At 64.4% G+C, this 19,105-nt stretch carries 18 protein-coding genes and 1 pseudogene; 8 read left to right on the top strand and 11 right to left on the bottom strand.

What is annotated here, in order from left to right; genetic code table 11:
• Window positions 1-6 precede the first annotated feature (6 nt).
• The gene (locus HDG37_RS21210; RefSeq protein ID WP_018421862.1) at window positions 7-606 is read left to right on the top strand and encodes a MarC family protein; all 600 of its coding nucleotides are present in this window, start codon (window positions 7-9) and stop codon (window positions 604-606) included.
• A gap of 93 nt (window positions 607-699) precedes the next feature.
• On the opposite strand, the gene HDG37_RS21205 is transcribed toward HDG37_RS21210, so the two are convergent.
• Window positions 700-1,251, bottom strand: coding sequence for a hypoxanthine-guanine phosphoribosyltransferase (locus tag HDG37_RS21205; protein WP_008923084.1), 552 nt, complete (start codon window positions 1,249-1,251; stop codon window positions 700-702).
• Between the two features lie 157 nt (window positions 1,252-1,408).
• Window positions 1,409-2,776 carry a signal recognition particle protein gene (gene ffh / locus HDG37_RS21200; RefSeq protein WP_184051010.1) on the bottom strand — a complete coding sequence of 456 codons (1,368 nt, stop codon included), beginning with the start codon at window positions 2,774-2,776 and terminating at the stop codon, window positions 1,409-1,411.
• 81 nt (window positions 2,777-2,857) lie between these two features.
• Here ffh and HDG37_RS21195 point away from each other — a divergent pair, with 81 nt between their 5' ends.
• From HDG37_RS21195 to HDG37_RS21170, 7 genes and pseudogenes are all read left to right on the top strand, one after another.
• On the top strand, window positions 2,858-3,781 hold the full coding sequence (locus HDG37_RS21195) for an inner membrane protein YpjD (protein ID WP_184051008.1): 924 nt from the start codon (window positions 2,858-2,860) through the stop codon (window positions 3,779-3,781).
• A gap of 7 nt (window positions 3,782-3,788) precedes the next feature.
• Complete coding sequence (locus HDG37_RS21190; protein ID WP_184051006.1) at window positions 3,789-4,100, top strand: PP0621 family protein; 312 nt, start codon at window positions 3,789-3,791, stop codon at window positions 4,098-4,100.
• Entirely contained in the window at window positions 4,097-4,693 is a 597-nt protein-coding gene (gene ampD, locus HDG37_RS21185; protein WP_184051004.1) for a 1,6-anhydro-N-acetylmuramyl-L-alanine amidase AmpD, read from the top strand. Before HDG37_RS21190 ends, ampD begins: the two co-directional genes overlap by 4 nt.
• A 534-nt stretch (window positions 4,694-5,227) precedes the next feature.
• On the top strand, window positions 5,228-8,251 hold the full coding sequence (locus HDG37_RS21180; RefSeq protein ID WP_184051002.1) for a ribonucleoside-diphosphate reductase subunit alpha: 3,024 nt from the start codon (window positions 5,228-5,230) through the stop codon (window positions 8,249-8,251).
• A gap of 597 nt (window positions 8,252-8,848) precedes the next feature.
• Complete coding sequence (locus HDG37_RS21175; protein ID WP_184051000.1) at window positions 8,849-10,084, top strand: ribonucleotide-diphosphate reductase subunit beta; 1,236 nt, start codon at window positions 8,849-8,851, stop codon at window positions 10,082-10,084.
• Window positions 10,085-10,171: 87 nt separating this feature from the next.
• Window positions 10,172-10,490 (top strand): annotated as a pseudogene (locus HDG37_RS39425) (hypothetical protein).
• Window positions 10,491-10,519: 29 nt separating this feature from the next.
• On the top strand, window positions 10,520-11,161 hold the full coding sequence (locus HDG37_RS21170) for a histone H1-like DNA-binding protein (RefSeq protein WP_184051088.1): 642 nt from the start codon (window positions 10,520-10,522) through the stop codon (window positions 11,159-11,161).
• 224 nt (window positions 11,162-11,385) lie between these two features.
• On the opposite strand, the gene HDG37_RS21165 is transcribed toward HDG37_RS21170, so the two are convergent.
• From HDG37_RS21165 to HDG37_RS21125, 9 genes are all read right to left on the bottom strand, one after another.
• A complete protein-coding gene (locus tag HDG37_RS21165; RefSeq protein WP_184022888.1) occupies window positions 11,386-11,862 on the bottom strand; it encodes a glycine zipper 2TM domain-containing protein in 477 nt (158 codons plus the stop codon).
• Window positions 11,863-11,887: 25 nt separating this feature from the next.
• Window positions 11,888-12,826 carry a carbohydrate kinase family protein gene (locus HDG37_RS21160; protein ID WP_184050998.1) on the bottom strand — a complete coding sequence of 313 codons (939 nt, stop codon included), beginning with the start codon at window positions 12,824-12,826 and terminating at the stop codon, window positions 11,888-11,890.
• A 99-nt stretch (window positions 12,827-12,925) separates the two neighbouring features.
• On the bottom strand, window positions 12,926-13,426 hold the full coding sequence (tpx, locus tag HDG37_RS21155) for a thiol peroxidase (RefSeq protein ID WP_090801909.1): 501 nt from the start codon (window positions 13,424-13,426) through the stop codon (window positions 12,926-12,928).
• A gap of 72 nt (window positions 13,427-13,498) precedes the next feature.
• Window positions 13,499-14,890: a zinc-ribbon and DUF3426 domain-containing protein gene (locus tag HDG37_RS21150; protein WP_184050995.1), complete on the bottom strand. Its 1,392-nt coding sequence runs from the start codon at window positions 14,888-14,890 to the stop codon at window positions 13,499-13,501.
• 47 nt (window positions 14,891-14,937) lie between these two features.
• A complete protein-coding gene (gene prmA / locus HDG37_RS21145; RefSeq protein ID WP_184050993.1) occupies window positions 14,938-15,840 on the bottom strand; it encodes a 50S ribosomal protein L11 methyltransferase in 903 nt (300 codons plus the stop codon).
• A 3-nt stretch (window positions 15,841-15,843) separates the two neighbouring features.
• Window positions 15,844-17,208 carry an acetyl-CoA carboxylase biotin carboxylase subunit gene (gene accC / locus HDG37_RS21140; protein WP_184050991.1) on the bottom strand — a complete coding sequence of 455 codons (1,365 nt, stop codon included), beginning with the start codon at window positions 17,206-17,208 and terminating at the stop codon, window positions 15,844-15,846.
• Between the two features lie 116 nt (window positions 17,209-17,324).
• A complete protein-coding gene (gene accB / locus HDG37_RS21135) occupies window positions 17,325-17,798 on the bottom strand; it encodes an acetyl-CoA carboxylase biotin carboxyl carrier protein (protein ID WP_090801903.1) in 474 nt (157 codons plus the stop codon).
• Window positions 17,799-17,876: 78 nt separating this feature from the next.
• On the bottom strand, window positions 17,877-18,332 hold the full coding sequence (gene aroQ / locus HDG37_RS21130; RefSeq protein ID WP_090801901.1) for a type II 3-dehydroquinate dehydratase: 456 nt from the start codon (window positions 18,330-18,332) through the stop codon (window positions 17,877-17,879).
• A 208-nt stretch (window positions 18,333-18,540) separates the two neighbouring features.
• Entirely contained in the window at window positions 18,541-19,101 is a 561-nt protein-coding gene (locus HDG37_RS21125) for a TlpA disulfide reductase family protein (protein ID WP_184050989.1), read from the bottom strand.
• Window positions 19,102-19,105: the final 4 nt, after the last annotated feature.

Genomic DNA, 19,105 nt, shown 5'->3' with positions numbered 1-19,105 from the left:
CGGGCGGTGGAGTACACCTTCCTGTCCGCGACGGTGCTGCTGATCCTGATCACCGATCCGCTCGGCAACATCCCGATCTTCGTCAGCTGTCTGCGCGGTGTGTCGCCGGAGCGTCGCACGGTCGTGATCCTGCGCGAGGTCGCGATCGCGTTTGCGATCCTGCTGGTGTTCATGATGCTCGGGCAGAGCTTTCTGCGCATGATGAGCCTCAGCGACCAGTCGTTGCGGATCGGCGGCGGCATCGTGCTGTTTCTGATTGCGCTGCGCATGGTGTTTCCGCATCCGGACGGTCCGTTCGGCGGCGACGCGCGCGGCGGCGAGCCGCTGATCGTGCCGCTCGCGATTCCTGCGCTAGCGGGTCCGTCGGCGTTGGCGACGGTCATGCTGCTGACCTCGCAGGCGCCGGGCAAAACGTTCGAGTGGGTCGGCGCGCTGACCGTCACGATGATCATCTGTGCGATCGTGCTGATGCTCGCCGAGCGCATTCAGGCGTGGCTCGGTGAACGTGTGATGGCGGCGTTCGAGCGGCTGATGGGGCTCGTGCTCGTCGCGATTTCAGTCGAGATGATGCTCGGTGGAATCCGCTCTTTCGTGCACAAGCTGTGAAACGCGAGCCGGTGCGCGCATTGCCACCGTCGCAGCCATAAAAAAGCAGCCAGGCAGGCTGCTTTTTTTTCGCCGGTAGGGCGGATGCCCCGCTCACGCTCCCTCGGTCAACGCCCGAATGGTCGGCAGGTTGCGCCAGTAGCCCTTCGCATCCATCCCGCAGCCGAACACGTACCGGTCCGGCACTTCGAAGCCGCAGTAATCGGGGCGCAGCGGTTTCGCCTTCGGAATGATCTTCTCGCACAGCACCGCGGACAGGAAGCGCTTCGCGCCCATCGCGAGGATGCGGTCGCGGATTGCGGCCATCGTCTCGCCTTCGTCGAGGATGTCGTCGAGCACGAGCACCACGCGATCCTTGACCGATTCGGCCGGCGCGACGCGCCATTGCATCTCGTTGCTGCCCTTCGTCGTATTGCGGTAGCGCGTCAGGTGGATGTAGTCGAACTCGAGCGGGAAATCGAGGTGCGGCAGCAGCATGCCGGTGAATACCGCGGCGCCGCCCATCACCGACAGCACGAGCGGGAAGTCCTCGCTCATCTCGTCGCGGATGGCAGCCGCCATGCGGGCGATCGACGCAGTGACGTCCGAGGCCGAAACTATCTCTTCGGAGTGTTGAAAAATATGGAGGGCTTCTTCGCGGTTCATGACGTCTGACGGACGGTAACTGTATACATAGTGTGAGTGGCAACGTCCCGAGGGACGTTCCCGCGAGGGACGGCGCAATGCGCTACAGAATAAACCCGCACGATGCCGAAGTCAGCCGCGCCGCACTCGGCGCGAGCGCGCGCCGGTCCCATCAAGCTTAGCGCATGCCGGGCATCATGCCCTTCATGCCGCGCATCATCTTCTGCAGGTTGCCGCCCTTGAGCTTCTTCATCATCGTGCGCATCTGTTCGTACTGGTTCAGCATGCGGTTGACTTCCTGCACCTGCACGCCCGCACCCGCGGCGATGCGGCGCTTGCGGGTTGCCTTGATCAGTTCGGGCTTGGCGCGCTCGGCCGGCGTCATCGAGTTGATGATGCCTTCCATGCGGCGCATCTGCTTCTCGGCCTGACTCATGTCGGCGCCGGCCGCGGCTTGCTGAAACTGCGCGGGCAGCTTGTCCATCAGCGACGACAGGCCGCCCATGCCCTTCATCTGCGTGAGTTGCGCGCGGAAATCGTTGAGGTCGAAGTCGCCGCCTTTCTTGACCTTGTCGGCGAGCTTCTGCGCGGCCTGCACGTCGACGCCGCGCTGCGCTTCCTCCACCAGCGCGAGAATGTCGCCCATGCCGAGAATCCGGCTCGCCATGCGGTCCGGGTGGAACACTTCGAGGCCGTCGAGTTTTTCGGCGACGCCCACGAACTTGACCGGCTTGCCCGTCACGTGACGCACCGAAAGCGCCGCGCCACCGCGCGAATCACCGTCTAGCTTGGTGAGCACGACGCCGGTGAGCGGCAGCGCGTCGCTGAACGCCTTCGCGGAGTTGACCGCGTCCTGGCCGAGCATCGCGTCGACGACGAACAGCGTTTCCGCCGGCTTCAGCTCGGCGTGCAGCGCGGTGATTTCGTTCATCATCGCCTCGTCGATACCGAGACGGCCGGCCGTGTCGACGAGCAGCACGTCGTGATAGTGGCGCTTGGCCCAGTCGAGCGCGGCGCGGGCAATGTCGACCGGCTTCTGGTTCGGCTCCGACGGGAAGAAGTCCGCGCCGACCTGCTCGGTCACCGTTTTCAGCTGCGCGATGGCGGCGGGACGATAGACGTCGCACGAAACGGTCAGCACCTTCTTCTTGTACTTCTCGCGCAGCAGCTTGGCGAGCTTGCCGACCGTGGTCGTTTTGCCGGCGCCCTGCAGACCCGCCATCAGGATGATCGCGGGCGGCGCGACGGCGAGATTGAGCTCGGAGGCCTTGCCTTCGTAATCACCGCCGATCACCGCGGTCAGTTCGCGCTGCACGACGCCGACGAGCGCCTGACCCGGCGACAGGCTGGAGATCACTTCCTCGCCGAGCGCCTTCTCCTTGACCTTCGCGATGAACTCGCGCACGACGGGCAGCGCCACGTCGGCCTCGAGCAGTGCGAGACGCACCTCGCGCAGCATTTCCTGGGTGTTCGCCTCGGTGAGCCGGGCTTCGCCGCGCAGCGTCTTGACGACGCGCGCCATCCGTTGAGTCAGATTGTCGAGCATGGGGAGCGATGAACGGTGGGGCCCGCGCAGCGCGCGAAGCGCAAGACGTCGCGGAGTAGGGCCCTAGTGTAAACTTCGAATATGGATATTGTACTGTATGCCCTCACCGCGCTTCTCTATGGCGGTCTTGCCGTGGCCGGCTGGCGCTCGCACCGGCACGCGGCCGTGCGTCCGCTGCTCGAGAGCGTGCCGCCGCTGCCCGGTCATGCCGCCAACGCGGGCGCTCTGGTGGCCTCCGGCATGAGCGCGCCCGGGCGCGCGCTGCTGTTCGTCGCGCTGCTCGCTCACGGCGTGCTGCTGCATACCACGATCTTCCCGCAGAACGCGATGGTGTTCGGCTTCGCGTTCGCGCTGTCGGCGATGTTCTGGCTCGGCGCCGGCATCTACTGGATCGAGAGTTTCTTTTTCCCGCTCGACGGACTGCGCCTGCTGGTGTTGCCACTCGCGTGCGTCGCGTCGCTGCTGCCGCTCGCGTTCGGCGGCGTGCGCGTGTTGCCGTATGCGGCCGCGCCGATGTTCAAGCTGCACTTCCTGATTGCGAATATCGCGTACGGTCTGTTCGCGATCGCGGCGTTGCACGCGGTGCTGATGCTGGCGGTCGAGCGGCGTCTGCATTCGATGCGCGGTGGTCTCGCGCAAAGGCACGCGGCGGCGGACAATGGCTGGTGGTCGAGTTGGCTCGACGCGCTGCCGCCGCTGCTCACGCTCGAGAAGCTGCTGTTCCGTCTGATCAGCGCCGGCTTCGTGCTGCTCACGCTGACGCTGCTGTCGGGCATCCTGTTCAGCGAGCAGCTGATCGACCGCGCGTTGCGGCTCGATCACAAGACCGTGTTCGCGATTCTTTCGTGGGTGATGTTCGGCGCGCTGCTGACCGCGCGCAAGGTGTCCGGCTGGCGCGGCCGTGCGGCATTGCGCTGGGTGCTGGCCTCGTTCGTCGCGCTGTTGCTCGCGTACGTCGGCAGCCGTTTTGTTTTCGAGGTGCTGTTGCACCGGCCCGTGGTGTGAGTGTCCCATGCGACAAATCTTTTTGCTGATTCTGCTGTTCATTGTCGGTCAATGGCTCGTGAAGGCGCTGCGCCGCCACGACGCGCAATCCGCGCAACGCACCGGTGCCGGCGGCGCCAACGCTGCCGGCACCGCGAATGGCGGCGCGCGTTCTTCGAATGGGCAACAGCCGCAGCTTGCCGAGCCGATGATCCGCTGCGTCGAGTGCGGCGTGCACGCACCGAAGAGCGACTCGGTCAGCGTCGCGGGGCAGGCGTTCTGCTGCGCCGCGCACGCGCAGCGCCACGGCGCGCGTCCGAGCGGCCGCGAGGCCCGATGAGCGGCGCGTACACCGTCGATGCCGACGGTTGGGTTCCTGCCGCACGCAAGCTTGCCTCGCCAAACTTCGAAGCGCGGCCGCAAGGCGCGCTGCCGACGCTGATCGTCGTTCACAACATCAGCCTGCCGCCGAACCAGTTCGGCGGCACCGCGATTGCCGAGCTGTTCCAGAACGCGCTCGACTGCAACACTCACCCGTACTACGACACGCATCTGCGCGGCGTGCGCGTGTCCGCGCATTTCGTGATTCATCGCAATGGCGCACTCGAGCAGTTCGTGTCGTGCAACGAGCGCGCGTGGCACGCGGGGCCGTCGAATTTTTTCGGCCGCGAGCGCTGCAATGATTTCTCGATCGGCATCGAGCTCGAAGGCAGCGACACCACCGCCTTCGAAGCGGCGCAATACCGCACGCTCGCCGCGCTCGTCAGAGCACTGACGGCACGCTATCCGATCGACGCGCTTGCCGGCCACTCCGACATCGCACCCGGTCGCAAGACCGATCCCGGTCCGTATTTCGAGTGGCCGCGACTGCAGCGCGACACGTTGCTCGACGGTCGGTATTTCCCCTATCTCAAGTTTTCCGAAACGCGGTAACCCCCTTCGCACGATCTTGCGTGATCCACGGAGAACGAGGCGCAGCCTGCTTCTCCGGGGAGCTTGTGCGCGCCGCGTGAAGCAAAAGTCAAGACTGCGAGCGCAAATAAAACCTTTTGACCTGTCTCGAAACTCCACTATACTTGGTGCCGACAACTGAGTTTCGCACTATATCTTGTGTTGTGCTGTGAATAACCATGTGCATAACCGAGTGAATAAGAGTGGATAAGTCTGCGGCGTCCCGCTCCCCGAGCCTGGCACCGCAAGCATTCCGGACAGCGAAAAAAATTCCTGGGGCGCAGCCGGTAGGGGATCTCCGGCCGCATCCAGAAGCATTCAGGAAAGGACCAGCCAGTGATCGCGACCGACCCGATGAAGACCGTCATCAAATCGAACCAGGCTTCCTCGCAGTTGCATCCCGCCAACCGGCGTAGCCGGCCTTCCTGCACCTCATCGCACGCGCACGCGGCGGCGCGGCGTTCGATTTAATCCGCGGCACTCGCCGCAATATTTCCAAGACCAGGAGCTTTGCACATGCAAACCACCGACAACGTGACGACCCGTTACGAGGGCTCACCGACTGGCCAGGCCTTCGGCCAGACCCAAGGCGCGCAGGCGCTCGCGCCGCAAGCGAATTACGCCGACTACAAGGTGATCCGCCGCAACGGCAGTGTGGTGTCGTTCGAGCCGTCGAAAATCGCGATCGCCGTGACGAAGGCGTTCCTCGCCGTCAACGGTGGCCAGGGCGCGGCGTCGGCACGGGTGCGCGAACTGGTCGAGCAACTCACGCAGAACGTGGTGCGCGCGCTGGTGCGCAGCCGTCCGAATGGCGGTACGTTCCATATCGAAGACATTCAGGATCAGGTCGAGCTCGCGCTGATGCGCGGCGGCGAACACAACGTCGCGCGTGCTTACGTGCTGTATCGCGAGAAGCGCAACCAGGCGCGCGCGCATGACGCTCATGAAGGTCAGGCAGCGGAAGGCGCCAGCACCCCGGGCCTGAACGTGACCGACAACGGCATCACGCGTCCGCTGGACATGGCTGCGCTGCGCGGCATCATCGAGTCCGCGTGCGCGAACCTCGGCGACGCCGTAAGCGCCGAGCCGATCGTCGCGGAAACGGTGAAGAACCTGTACGACGGCGTGCCGATGAGCCAGGTGTACGACTCGGCGATCCTCGCTGCCCGTACGATGATCGAAAAGGACCCGGCCTACAGCCAGGTCACCGCGCGCATCCTGCTGCATACGATCCGCCGCGAGATTCTCGAAGACGAAGTCACGCAAGCCGAGATGGGCGAGCGCTACGCCGAGTACTTCCCGCAGTTCATCAAGCGCGGCGTGCAAGCCGAGCTGCTCGACGACAAGCTGCTGCAGTTCGACCTGAAGCGCCTCGGGGCCGCGCTCGACGCGAACCGCGACCTGCAGTTCGGCTACCTCGGTCTGCAGACGCTGTACGACCGCTACTTCCTGCATCACGACAACGTGCGTATCGAAATGCCCCAGGCATTCTTTATGCGTGTCGCGATGGGTCTGTCGCTGAACGAGATCGACCGCGAAGCGCGCGCGATCGAGTTCTACAACGTGCTGTCGAGCTTCGACTTCATGAGTTCGACGCCGACGCTGTTCAACTCCGGCACGCGCCGCTCGCAGTTGTCGTCTTGCTACCTGACCACGGTCGACGACGACCTCGACGGCATCTACGAAGCGCTGAAGGAAAACGCCCTGCTGTCGAAGTTCGCCGGTGGCCTCGGCAACGACTGGACGCGTGTGCGCGCGCTCGGCTCGCACATCAAGGGCACCAACGGCAAGTCGCAGGGCGTGGTGCCGTTCCTGAAGGTCGTCAACGACACGGCGGTCGCCGTGAACCAGGGCGGCAAGCGCAAGGGCGCGGTGTGCGCGTACCTCGAATCGTGGCACCTCGACATCGAGGAATTCCTCGAGCTGCGCAAGAACACCGGCGACGACCGTCGTCGCACGCACGACATGAACACCGCGAACTGGATTCCCGACCTGTTCATGAAGCGCGTGATGGAAGGCGGCGACTGGACGCTGTTCTCGCCGTCCACCTGCCCGGACCTGCACGACAAGTTCGGCGCCGAGTTCGAAACGGCTTACGCGGCTTACGAAGACAAGGTCGCGCGCGGCGAGATCAAGCTGTTCAAGAAGATCCCGGCGGCGCAACTGTGGCGCAAGATGCTGGGCATGCTGTTCGAAACCGGCCATCCGTGGATCACGTTCAAGGATCCGTGCAACGTGCGCTCGCCGCAGCAGCACGTCGGCGTCGTCCACTCGTCGAACCTGTGCACGGAAATCACGCTGAACACGAGCGACGCCGAAATCGCCGTCTGTAACCTCGGCTCGGTGAACCTCGTCGCGCACCTGAAGGAGCAGGCCGACGGCACGCTCGCGCTCGACCACGACAAGCTGAAGCGCACGATCAGCGTCGCGATGCGCATGCTCGACAACGTGATCGACATCAACTACTACGCGGTCGCCAAGGCGCGCAACTCGAACCTGAAGCACCGTCCGGTCGGCCTCGGCATCATGGGCTTCCAGGACTGCCTGCACGTGCTGCGCACGCCGTACGCGTCGCAGGAAGCAGTCGAGTTCGCCGATCGCTCGATGGAAGCGGTTTGCTACTACGCGTACTACGCGTCGAGCGAGCTCGCCGAAGAGCGCGGCCGCTACTCGAGCTACCGCGGTTCGCTGTGGGATCGCGGCATCCTCCCGCAGGATTCGGTGGCGCTGCTCGCCGAAGCGCGCGGCGGTTATGTCGAGGTCGATTCGAGCGAGTCGATGGACTGGCCCGCGCTGCGCTCGCGTATCTCGACCTACGGCATGCGCAACTCGAACTGCGTGGCGATCGCGCCGACCGCGACGATCTCGAACATCATCGGCGTGTCGGCGTGCATCGAGCCGACCTATCAGAACTTGTACGTGAAGTCGAACCTGTCGGGCGAGTTCACGGTGGTCAACGACTACCTGGTGCGCGACCTGAAGGCGCGCGGCCTGTGGGACGAAGTGATGGTCGCCGACCTGAAGTACTTCGACGGCACGCTGTCGCGCATCGACCGCATCCCGGCCGACCTGCGTGCGATCTACGCGACCGCGTTCGAAGTCGATCCGGTGTGGCTCGTCGAGTCGGCTTCGCGTCGTCAGAAGTGGATCGACCAGGCGCAGTCGCTGAACATCTACATGGCGGGCGCATCGGGCAAGAAGCTCGACGAGATCTACAAGCTCGCATGGCTGCGCGGACTGAAGACCACCTACTACCTGCGCACGATGGCGGCGACGCACGTCGAGAAGTCGACGGTCGCGCACGGCGCGCTGAACGCGGTGAGCTCGGGTCATGACGGCTCGGGTGGCGCGGGCGGCGCGGCAGGCGGCTTCGGCGTGGGCGGCGGCGCGGCGGGTGGTGTGGGCGGCGGCTTCCAGGCTGCTGCGGCGGTCGCGGCGACTGCCGCGGTCGCGCTCGACGCGGCACCCGAAGCGGATGGTCCGGTCTGCATGATGCGTCCGGGCGATCCTGGCTTCGACGAGTGCGAGGCTTGCCAGTAAAGATTGGCAAGCAGCGGGAGCGATGCTTGCTAACTGCACGCGAGGGTCGTAGGTGGTGATCCGCAGGCGGTGAGCGACGCGCCCCGTCGATGAAGTAGAAGCAGGTCGACGAGCGGTGAGCAGTATCGAAGTCTCACCACTCGTCGATGCAGTGAAGCAACCCAGCCGTTGCCAACACCAGACGATCGCACGACATGGCATTGCACCTCGACCGCCAACGCTGACGCAACACGCTCGACACGGCTCACCGCCGACTCTCGCGATGCGCGGCTCGTGCGGCATCGATCAATCCATCGATCAGTCCATCGATCAGTCGGCGGATGCCGTGAACGCACTGCGCAATACATATAGATAGAGCAACGAAACGTCGTGTCGAAACGTTGCTCTTCGAGTTCGCGAAGGACCTCGGCAACACATGTTCAACACGCGTTCATCACGCGTCACTCGATGCGTCACTGGATGGGTCACACGCAGCATGTTGAACAAAGTGTTGTATGAACGTAGCAACGCGAATCGAAAACAGGAATTTTCGCGAGTGAACTCTTTTATCGCTCGTGAAAAGATGGTACAAACCGTTCTAAATTGATGGTGACATTTATGCTCAACTGGGATGACGAGATCACTGCCGTAACTCCCTCGAGCGCGACGCAACCGAACGTGTTGCGCAACGCTGCGGGGTCGGCTGTTGATTCGCAAATCGGAACGCGTTCCGCTCCGCATGCTCCCTCCGCTCAAGAAGTCTTCGCGAACGACGTCGCTGTCGCTCCCGTCGCTCATATTGGCAACGCGGTTGCCGACGCGGCGGCCGCTTCCGAAGCGCGCGTCAATGTCGCCGACAAGCGCATCATCAACGGCCAGACTGACGTCAATCAGTTGGTGCCGTTCAAGTACAAGTGGGCTTGGGAAAAGTATCTGGCGGGTTGCGCCAACCACTGGATGCCGCAGGAAGTGAACATGTCGCGCGACATCGCCCTGTGGAAAGACCCGAACGGGCTGACCGAAGACGAGCGCCGCGTCGTCAAGCGCAACCTCGGTTTCTTCGTGACGGCAGATTCCCTCGCCGCCAACAACATCGTGCTGGGCACCTACCGCCACATCACGGCGCCCGAATGCCGCCAGTTCCTGCTGCGCCAGGCGTTCGAAGAGGCGATCCACACACACGCTTACCAGTACATCGTCGAGTCGCTCGGTCTGGACGAGGGCGAAATCTTCAACGCGTATCACGAGGTTCCATCGATCCGCGCGAAAGACGAATTCCTGATTCCGTACATCCACGTGCTGACCGACCCGGCCTTCAAGACCGGTACGCTCGAAGCAGACCAGACGCTGCTGCGCTCGCTGATCGTGTTCGCCTGTGTGATGGAAGGCCTGTTCTTCTACGTCGGCTTTACGCAAATCCTGGCGCTCGGCCGCCAGAACAAGATGACCGGCGCGGCGGAGCAGTACCAGTACATCCTGCGTGACGAGTCGATGCACTGCAACTTCGGCATCGATCTGATCAACCAGATCAAACTGGAAAACCCGCACCTGTGGACAGCTGAGTTCCGCGCCGAAATTCGCGCGATCTTCCAGCAGGCGGTCGAGCTCGAATACCGCTACGCCGAAGATACGATGCCGCGCGGCGTGCTCGGCCTCAACGCGTCGATGTTCAAGAGCTATCTGCGCTTCATCTGCAACCGCCGTTGCCAGCAGATCGGTCTCGATCCGCTGTACCCGAACGAGGAAAACCCGTTCCCGTGGATGAGCGAGATGATCGATCTGAAGAAGGAACGCAATTTCTTCGAGACGCGAGTGATCGAATATCAGACTGGCGGTGCGCTTTCCTGGGAGTAAGCCGGGATTCGTATCGCGGATGTATTCATTGATGGGGATGCCGCCGCCTGTGGCCGCGGCGCCCCGGGTTAGGAGCAGAACGGCCTGATGCAAAGCGTGCCCGGTGCCTTGACGGCCCACAAACATGACAGGCACTTTGCGGACCCTTCAGTGGGATGGGCAAACTTCCCCCCGGAAAAAGCCGCTGGCGTCGTTGCCGGCGGCCCGATCAAGCAATTGCCGGCGTCGCCTTGCGACGCCGACCAGATTTGGCGCGCCGTGCCTTCGGGCACGGCGCGCCTTACCGCATTCATTAGCGTAAGCGCGCCGCACCTGCGTACGCCGATGAATAGCCCGCTTCGTAGCGCGCGCCCTGAGAAGCGCGCTGCGGGAAGCGGGTTTTGACGAAGGGTGTAGTTTGAACTGACCTCATCTGAAAACCTGAAGGAGAAAATGATGGCAACTGCAAAGAAGGCCGCGGCCAAGAAGCCCGCAGCAAAGAAGACCGCAGCAAAGAAGGCTACTCCGGCTAAGAAGGCAGCTCCGGCCAAGAAGGTCGCCGCGAAGAAGGTCGCAGTGAAGAAGGTCGCAGTGAAGAAGGTCGCAGCGAAGAAGGTCGCGGCGAAGAAGGTCGCGGCGAAGAAGGCAGCACCGGCGAAGAAAGCCGCAGTGAAGAAGGTCGCGGCGAAGAAGGTTGCAGCCAAGAAGGTCGCGGCGAAGAAGGCAGCACCGGCGAAGAAAGCCGCGGTGAAGAAGGTCGCAGCGAAGAAGGTCGCAGCGAAGAAGGCAGCACCGGCGAAGAAGGCCGCAGCGAAGAAGGCAGCACCGGCGAAGAAGGTCGCGGCGAAGAAGGCCGCTGCCAAGAAGGCGGCGCCTGCCAAAAAGGCTGCAGCCAAGAAAGCTGCACCTGCCAAGAAGGCTGCCGCGAAGAAGGCCGCTGCGCCTGCGAAGAAGGCTGCCCCTGCGAAGAAGGCTGTCGCCAAGAAGGCCGCGCCTGCTCCCGCTGCGCCTGCTGTCTCGAGCGCACCGGCGGCGACGGTGAAGACCGCGCTGAACCCGGCAGCGGCATGGCCGTTCCCGACGGGCAGCCGTCCGTAAGCAGTAGCGGTAAGTCGACACATCGTACGATGTGCCGGATGACCGGGTCGTGCTCGATTTCTTGCGGGCGCCACCCGGTCAATGACCCGTTACCGGTGTGTCGGTGGCGGGTTTTTTTTGCCCGTCGTCCCGAAAAGAAAAAACACGCATGGATCCGTGAGGACCCATGCGTGTGAAGTCGTCGTCGCGGCGCTGAACTACGCGCCGCCGCGCGAGAGGTGCGCTTAGTGTGTGATGCGCGTGACGCCGCCGCTCGACAGCAGCCTCACGCGATCGCCGGCGCGGAAGATTTCGCCGGTAGCAGTTTGGGTGACGGCGCGCATGTCGCCGTTGTCGAGGCGCACGGTGATTTCGATACCGTCGCGCATGGCGACGCGGTTCTCGATTGCATTGCCGGCGACCGCACCGCCGATGCCGCCGACGATACCCGTCGCGACCGAGCCACGTCCGCCGCCGATCGTGCTGCCGGCGAGCGCGCCGAGCGCCGCGCCACCGAGTGCGCCGATGCCGATCGGCTGACCGTCGTTCGTGCTGATCCGCACCGCGCGCACGCTCTCCACCGTGGCCATGCGAACCGTCTGTTCACGCTGCGCCTGCGAGGCGGTGAAAACGTCGGGAGAGCTGCTGTTGACCGCACACCCCGACATGGCCAGCGAACCGGCGATCAAGGTGACGACGATCAGGCGACTCGATGTTCTCATTCCCAAACTCCCATAGCACGCGATATCAGTGCAGGTCGTATCCGAAGGCCTGCTTGAACCGCTCGTTGATTTCCGCCCGGCTGGGCGCGTAGTTTTGCGGGCCTTGATGCTCGATCTTCAGTGCGCCCATCAGGCTGGCGAGACGGCCGGTCGTGGCCCACCCGAGACCCTTCTCGATACCGTAGAGCAAGCCACCGCGAAACGCGTCGCCGCAGCCGGTGGGATCGAGCACCTGCCTGGCCGTGACCGCCGGAATCTCTTCGATACCGCCGCCGTGATGGATCTGCGCACCCTTCTCGCCGAGCGTGATGATCAGCGCGTCGACCTTGCCGGCGATCTGTTCGATCGACCAGCCGGTCTTGTTGCTCACCAGCGCGGCTTCGTAATCGTTGACCGCTACATAAGTAGCAAGTTCAATGATGCGCCGCAGCGTCTCGCCGTCGAACAGCGGCAAGCCCTGGCCCGGATCGAAGATGAACGGCACGCCTGCGGCGGCAAGCTGTTCGGAGTGCTGGACCATGCCGTCATAGCCGTCCGGCGCGACGATGCCGAGCGTCAGGCCCGCCACTTCGTCGGCGCGGTTCTGATGCGACTGCATCATCGCGCCCGGATGGAAAGCGGTGATCTGGTTGTTCTCGAGGTCGGTCGTGATCATCGCCTGCGCCGAGTAGGTGTCGGGCACGACGAGCACGTTTTCCGTCGACAGGCCGAGCTGCGCGAGCCGGTCCAGATAGAGCCGTGCGTCGACGGCGCCGATCGCGCCCATGATGCGTGCGTCGCCGCCGAGCAGATTCAGCGCATAGGCGATGTTGCCCGCGCAGCCGCCGAACTCGCGACGCATGGTCGGCACGAGAAAGCTTACGTTCAGGATGTGGACCTGCTCCGGCAGGATGTGCTCCCGAAAGCGGCCTTCGAAGGTCATGATGTTGTCGTACGCGAGCGAGCCGCAGATGAGCGTAGCCAAGGCGAGCGTTCCTGTATGAAAGCGGAGGGAAGAGACGCGCCGCGCCGACAGCGCCGCGCGCGAGGCGCGGCGCCGTGGTTCGCGCGAGAGAGAGAGGGCTTACTTCAGCGCGGCGAGCGCTGCGTCGTAGTTCGGCTCGTTCTTGATCTCGCCGACCAGCTCGGCGTGCACGACCTTGTCGTTTTCGTCGAGCACGACGACCGCGCGCGCGGTCAGGCCGGTCAGCGGACCGCTCGTCACGTCGACGCCGTACGCTTGCGCGAACTCATGGCCGCGGAATGTCGACGCGGTCACCACGTTCTCGATGCCCTCGGTCGTGCAGAAGCGCGACGCCGCGAACGGCAGGTCGCCCGACACGACGATGACGGCCGTGTTGCTGAGCTTCGCGGCGGCTTCGTTGAACTTGCGCGTCGACGTCGCGCAGGTCGGCGTGTCGAGACTCGGGACGATGTTGAGCACCTTGCGCTTGCCGGCGAAGTCGGCAAGCGTCAGCGGCTTCAGGTCTCGGCCGATCAGCGAGAATGCGGCGGCTTGCTGGCCGACCGACGGGAACGTGCCGCTTACTTCGATCGGGTTGCCACCCAGCGTGACTTGACTCATGTGTTGTGCTCCGAAAAGGGCGTCAGTGATGACAATGATGCGCCCGCTCGGGAGCGGGCGCGCGAGGGTGCGTTACGGATAAAAAATCTGTACGCGAAAATTGGAGGCAATCGCGCTGCCGGTGTCGAGGTGCACGATCATCGTCTGCGTCGCGTGCGCGGGCAGGCCGGACGCGATCACGGTGCCGGGCGGCACGTAATCCTGCGGCCACAGCACGCGCCGCACGGCGACGTTGTTCTGTTCGTCGAGCAGCGTGAGTTCGATCGCGGGGTAGGCGAGCGCGATGTTCAGGCGGTTGTGCAGCGGCATCTTCAACTCGAGCTTGTGCGGGCCGTCGATCTGCCGCAGATCGGAGGGCTCGACCAGCAGGCCTTCGAGGTCGTGCGGCGGCGTCAGCTGACAGCCGAGATGCGCGCAGGCCTGCGCGTACAGGATCTGCGAGCGCGGCAGGTTGACCATCACGGTCTCGCGTTGCCACCACGCGAGTTGCGCGAGCAGCGCAATGACGAGCAGCGCGGCGAGCACCACACCGGCGACGATCCAGCCGACGCGTCCGGCGTCCACCGGGCGGGTTTCGCGCACGACCGGGAACGGATCGTCGCCATCGCCGACGGGAGGATTGACCGAGAACGGCTCGCCGCTCGATGGGGCGGCCGACGGACCGCCCGGCGGGCGCGGGCCGCCGGGACCGCCGGCGCCCGAGGCACCTGCGGCACCTGCGGCACCCATGCCTGCGGCGGCGCCGAAGCCGGCCACGCCCCCACCGACCGGGCCGAAGTGCGGCTCGTTGTCGGGCATGCCATGCAGACTTGCTGGTTCGCGCAGCGCCGGTTCATCGAGCGTGGACGGCTCCGGGCGTTCGATCTTGTGCCAGACGCGCGGCGCTTCGTCTTCGACTCGCGGTGGGGCAGCAGGCGCGGTGGGCGGGACGACAGGCGGTTCATCGACCGCGTTGTCGGCGGGATAGGCGAAGGGTTCGAGCGGCGCGTCGGCCAGCGTCGGCTCATCGTCCGTGGGTAGCGGTGCCGTGAAAGCGCCGGCGCGCAATTCCGGTTCGGTCGCCTGGCGAGGAGTGGCCGATGTGACGGGTGCGTGCTCGTTGCCGCCAGGCGGCAGCGGCGCGAGCGGCACGCTGCTCACGTGGTCGCGCAAACGGGCATCGAGCGTGCTGCGGGAAATGCTGGTGGAGTCTTGTTCCGAAGCCGGCGCCCATGGGTCCCACGCGACCCCGCTGAAGTCCGGGTTGGGTTGCCGCACACCCGACAGCGCTTCGATTGCCGCCGCGGCGGCAACCGGTTTGGCCGTGGAAAAATCGCCGCCTTCGGAGACGTCGAACAGACTGCTCGACGCGTCGAAGACTTCCTGGCAATGCCCGCACCGCACGAGGCCGCGGCGCTGCGCAAGCTGCGCCGGTTGCAGAAGGAAGACAGTTTCGCAGAAGGGGCAACGCGTCGCCAGGTGCATATCGAGCCGTTAAGCCTGAGGCCGTTAGGTTGACAATACGCCTTATTCTAATTGCTTTCGCGGCGCGTTCCGGCGAGGCACACCCAACCTTCATGTTCGCGCCACACGCTGATATCGATCCAGCGCGCGTAGACCTGCGCGACCTCCTCGGCCTGGCGGGCGAGAATGCCCGACAGCGCGATGTGGCCGCCCGGCTTCACCTTCGACGACAGCATCGACGCCATCAGCTTGAGCGGATTCGACAGGATGTTCGCGACCACGACGTCGAATTCGCCGGCCGGACAGGCGTCGGGCAGGCCATAGGTGACTTCGGCGTGATTGCGTTCGCTATTGTGACGCGCCGATTCGACCGCCTGCGGATCGATATCGATGCCGATCACCGGATCGGCGCCGCACTTCTTCGCGAGAATCGCGAGGATGCCCGAGCCGCAGCCGTAGTCGAGCACGGACTGGCCGGGCTTGATCGACTGCTCGATCCACTCCATGCACAGACGCGTGGTGGGGTGGCTGCCGGTGCCGAACGCGAGGCCCGGATCGAGTTCGAGCACGAGCGCGTCGGGGTCCGGTGCATCGTGCCACGACGGCACGACCCAGATGCGCTCGCCGATCTGGATCGGATCGAACTGCGACTGCGTGAGCCGCACCCAGTCCTGCTCCTCGACCTCGCGCACGGTATATGCCGGCGCGGCATCGAGTCCGATCTCGTTGGCCGCGGCGGTCAGCAGCACGGCCGGATCGTGTTCCGGCGCGAGCAGCGCGATCACGCGCGAATGCTGCCATGCCCTGCGATCCGGCGTGAGGCCGGGCTCGCCGAACAGCGGCTGCTCGTCGGGCGTGTCGGCGTCGGCGTCTTCGACCGACACCGACAACGCGCCCAGCTCGAGCAGCGCGTCGGACAACTCCTCCGCGTGCTCGCGCGCCAGTTCGGCAACCAGTTCCCGATAGCTCATGACTTACGCTTCTTCCGCGACCTGCTGACGCGCGGCCAGCCGGTTTTCGAGGTAGTGGATGCTGGTGCCGCCTTCAACGAACTTCGCGTCGAGCATCAGCTCACGGTGCAGAGGGATGTTGGTCTGAATACCTTCGACCACCATTTCCGACAGCGCAATGCGCATCCGCATGATCGCCTGTTCGCGCGTGGCGCCGTAAGCAATCAGCTTGCCGATCATCGAATCGTAGTGCGGCGGCACGAAATAACCATTGTAGGCGTGCGAATCGACGCGGATGCCGGGACCGCCCGGCATATGCCACGAGGTCAGGCGTCCCGGTGACGGCGTGAACTTGAACGGATCTTCGGCGTTGATCCGGCATTCGATCGCATGGCCGCGGAACTGGATGTCGCGCTGACGGAACGTGAGCTTCTCGCCGGCCGCGATGCGGATCTGTTCCTGCACGATGTCGACACCGGTGATCAGTTCGGTCACCGGATGCTCGACCTGTACGCGCGTGTTCATCTCGATGAAGTAGAACTCGCCGTTTTCATACAGGAACTCGAAGGTGCCCGCGCCGAGATAGCCCATCTTCTTGCACGCGTCCGCGCAACGATCGCCGATACGGTCGATCAGGCGACGCGCGATGCCCGGCGCCGGCGCTTCCTCGATCACCTTCTGGTGACGGCGTTGCATCGAGCAGTCGCGCTCACCGAGCCACACGGCGTTCTTGAACGAGTCGGCCAGCACCTGGATTTCGATGTGCCGCGGGTTCTCGAGGAATTTCTCCATGTAGACCTGCGGGTTGCCGAACGCGCGGCCGGCTTCTTCGCGGGTCATGATGACCGCGTTGACGAGCGCCGCTTCCGTGTGGACCACGCGCATGCCGCGGCCGCCGCCGCCGCCAGCCGCCTTGATGATGACCGGATAACCGATCTGGCGGGCGATCTTCACGACCTCCTTCGGATCGTCCGGCAGCGCGCCTTCCGAACCCGGCACGCAAGGCACGCCGGTCTTGATCATGGTCTGCTTGGCCGTGACCTTGTCGCCCATCATGCGGATCGTTTCCGGACGCGGGCCGATGAAGGTGAAGCCGGACTGCTCGACGCGCTCGGCGAAGTCGGCGTTCTCCGACAGGAAGCCGTAGCCGGGGTGGATCGCTTCGGCGTCGGTGACTTCGGCCGCGCTGATCAGCGCGGGCATGTTCAGATAGCTCAGATTCGACGGTGCCGGGCCGATGCAGACCGCCTCGTCGGCGAGCTTCACGTACTTGGCTTCCTTGTCGGCTTCCGAATAGACGACGACCGTCTTGACGCCGAGCTCGCGGCAGGCGCGCTGGATACGAAGCGCGATCTCGCCACGATTGGCAATGAGGATTTTTTCAAACATAGCGGGTTTTCGACTCATCAATGGGCGCCGGGTCGGTCATGACGCCGGCTGCCGCAGAGGATCGGTCGCGCGCCTCGGGACGAGCGGCGCGCGGGCGGCAAATAGTGCGTGCCGCGTTAGCCGACCACGAACAGCGGTTGGCCGTATTCGACCGCCTGGCCGTTTTCGACGAGTATTTCCTTGACCACGCCGGACTTGTCCGACTCGATCTCGTTGAGCAGCTTCATCGCTTCGATGATGCAGATGGTCTGGCCTTCCTTGACCGTGTCGCCGACCTGCACGAACGGATCGGCGCCCGGCGACGGCGCGCGGTAGAACGTGCCGACCATCGGCGAGGTGACGACGTGACCCTGCGGCGCGGCGGCGGCCGGCGTGGCCGGAGCGCCCGCGGGGGCTGCGGGTGCTTCGACAGCGCCGAACGGTGCCGGTTGTGCGAATTGCGGTACGGCGTATGAGGCGGACGGCTGGACGTAAACCGGCGGCGCATTCTTGACGATGCGGACCTTGCCTTCGCCCTCGGTCACTTCGAGTTCGGAAATACCGGACTCCGAGACGAGGTCGATCAGAGTTTTGAGTTTACGTAGATCCATCAGGTTGCCCCTTTCAATGCGTAGTGTGCCGGCGTGTGCAAAGTCGCAGTAGCCGGCTCAAATTGGACGTGTTTGGATTCAGCCGCGCGACGACCCGGCCGCGAGCCGGTCGAGCGCGAATTCGAGCGCGTACAGATACCCCTTCCAGCCGAGGCCGCAAATGACGCCCTCAGCCTGGTCGGAGAAATACGAGTGATGCCGGAACGGTTCGCGGCGATGCACGTTCGACAGATGAATCTCGACGAACGGGATGCCGACCCCCGCCAGTGCGTCGCGAATGGCCACGCTCGTGTGTGTGTACGCGGCGGGATTGATCAGGATGAAATCGGTTTGCTCGGTGCGGGCCGCCTGAATACGGTCGACCAGCGCGCCTTCGTGATTGCTCTGGAATGACGCGAGCTCGACGCCTGCGTCGGCTGCGCGGTCCGCGAGCGCCTGATCGATCTGCGGCAGGGTCACGCGACCGTAGACCTCGGGTTCCCGGCTGCCGAGAAGATTGAGGTTGGGTCCGTGCAGTACCAGCAGTCGCGTCATGGTCGCTTCTTTTTCCGTGGAATTGCGCGCACTTTAGCGCTGATTAGAGAAACTTGTCTAGTTTCGCGCGCGTACGCGGCGACGGCCGGCGCGGGCCGCGGCGCAGCCTTGGGTCCAACTTCACTCAAATTCGGGAATTATCCGCGTATTTTTGCTCGTTCTGCACGGAATCGCATGCCAAAAAGCGTAGCGTGGGAAATCGGGAAATTTACAGCGCGTCGAGCGTCTGACGCAGCGCCGTCGGGTCGATCTGGCCCAATTTTGTCGAGCGGATGTTGCCTTTTGCGTCGATCACGACGGTAAACGGCAAACCGCCCGCATTGTTGCCGAACGCGCGCGCGAGGTCGGCGCCCCCGAAGCCGGTCACGTAGACGGGGTACGCGACCTTGATCTTCTGCAGGAAGGTCTGGATGTTCTTTTCCGAGTCGACGCCGAGGCCGACGAACTGGATGCCTTTCTTCGCGTACTCGCGCTGGATCTGCGACAGCGCCGGCATTTCCTCGACGCACGGAGCGCACCACGACGCCCAGAAGTTGACGACGATCGGGTGGCCCTTGAGCAGGCTCAGCGACTGCGGTTTGCCGTCGACGCTCGTGACCGGCGCGCTCCACAGTTGCTGCACGGGACTCGCGGAGGTGGCAGGCCGCGCTCCGGCCTGCGCCGCGTACGCGACGTCGGAACCGCGATCGAGCCAGTGATTGGCCAGTACGCCGCCGCCCGCGGCAATCAGCGCGACGACCGCGCCCGCCAGCATACGTCTCGTGTTCATCGTG

This window comes from Paraburkholderia sp. MM5384-R2 (genome assembly GCF_014201025.1).
Classification (GTDB): domain Bacteria; phylum Pseudomonadota; class Gammaproteobacteria; order Burkholderiales; family Burkholderiaceae; genus Paraburkholderia; species Paraburkholderia tuberum.
This window is presented reverse-complemented; position numbering and strand designations above follow the sequence as displayed.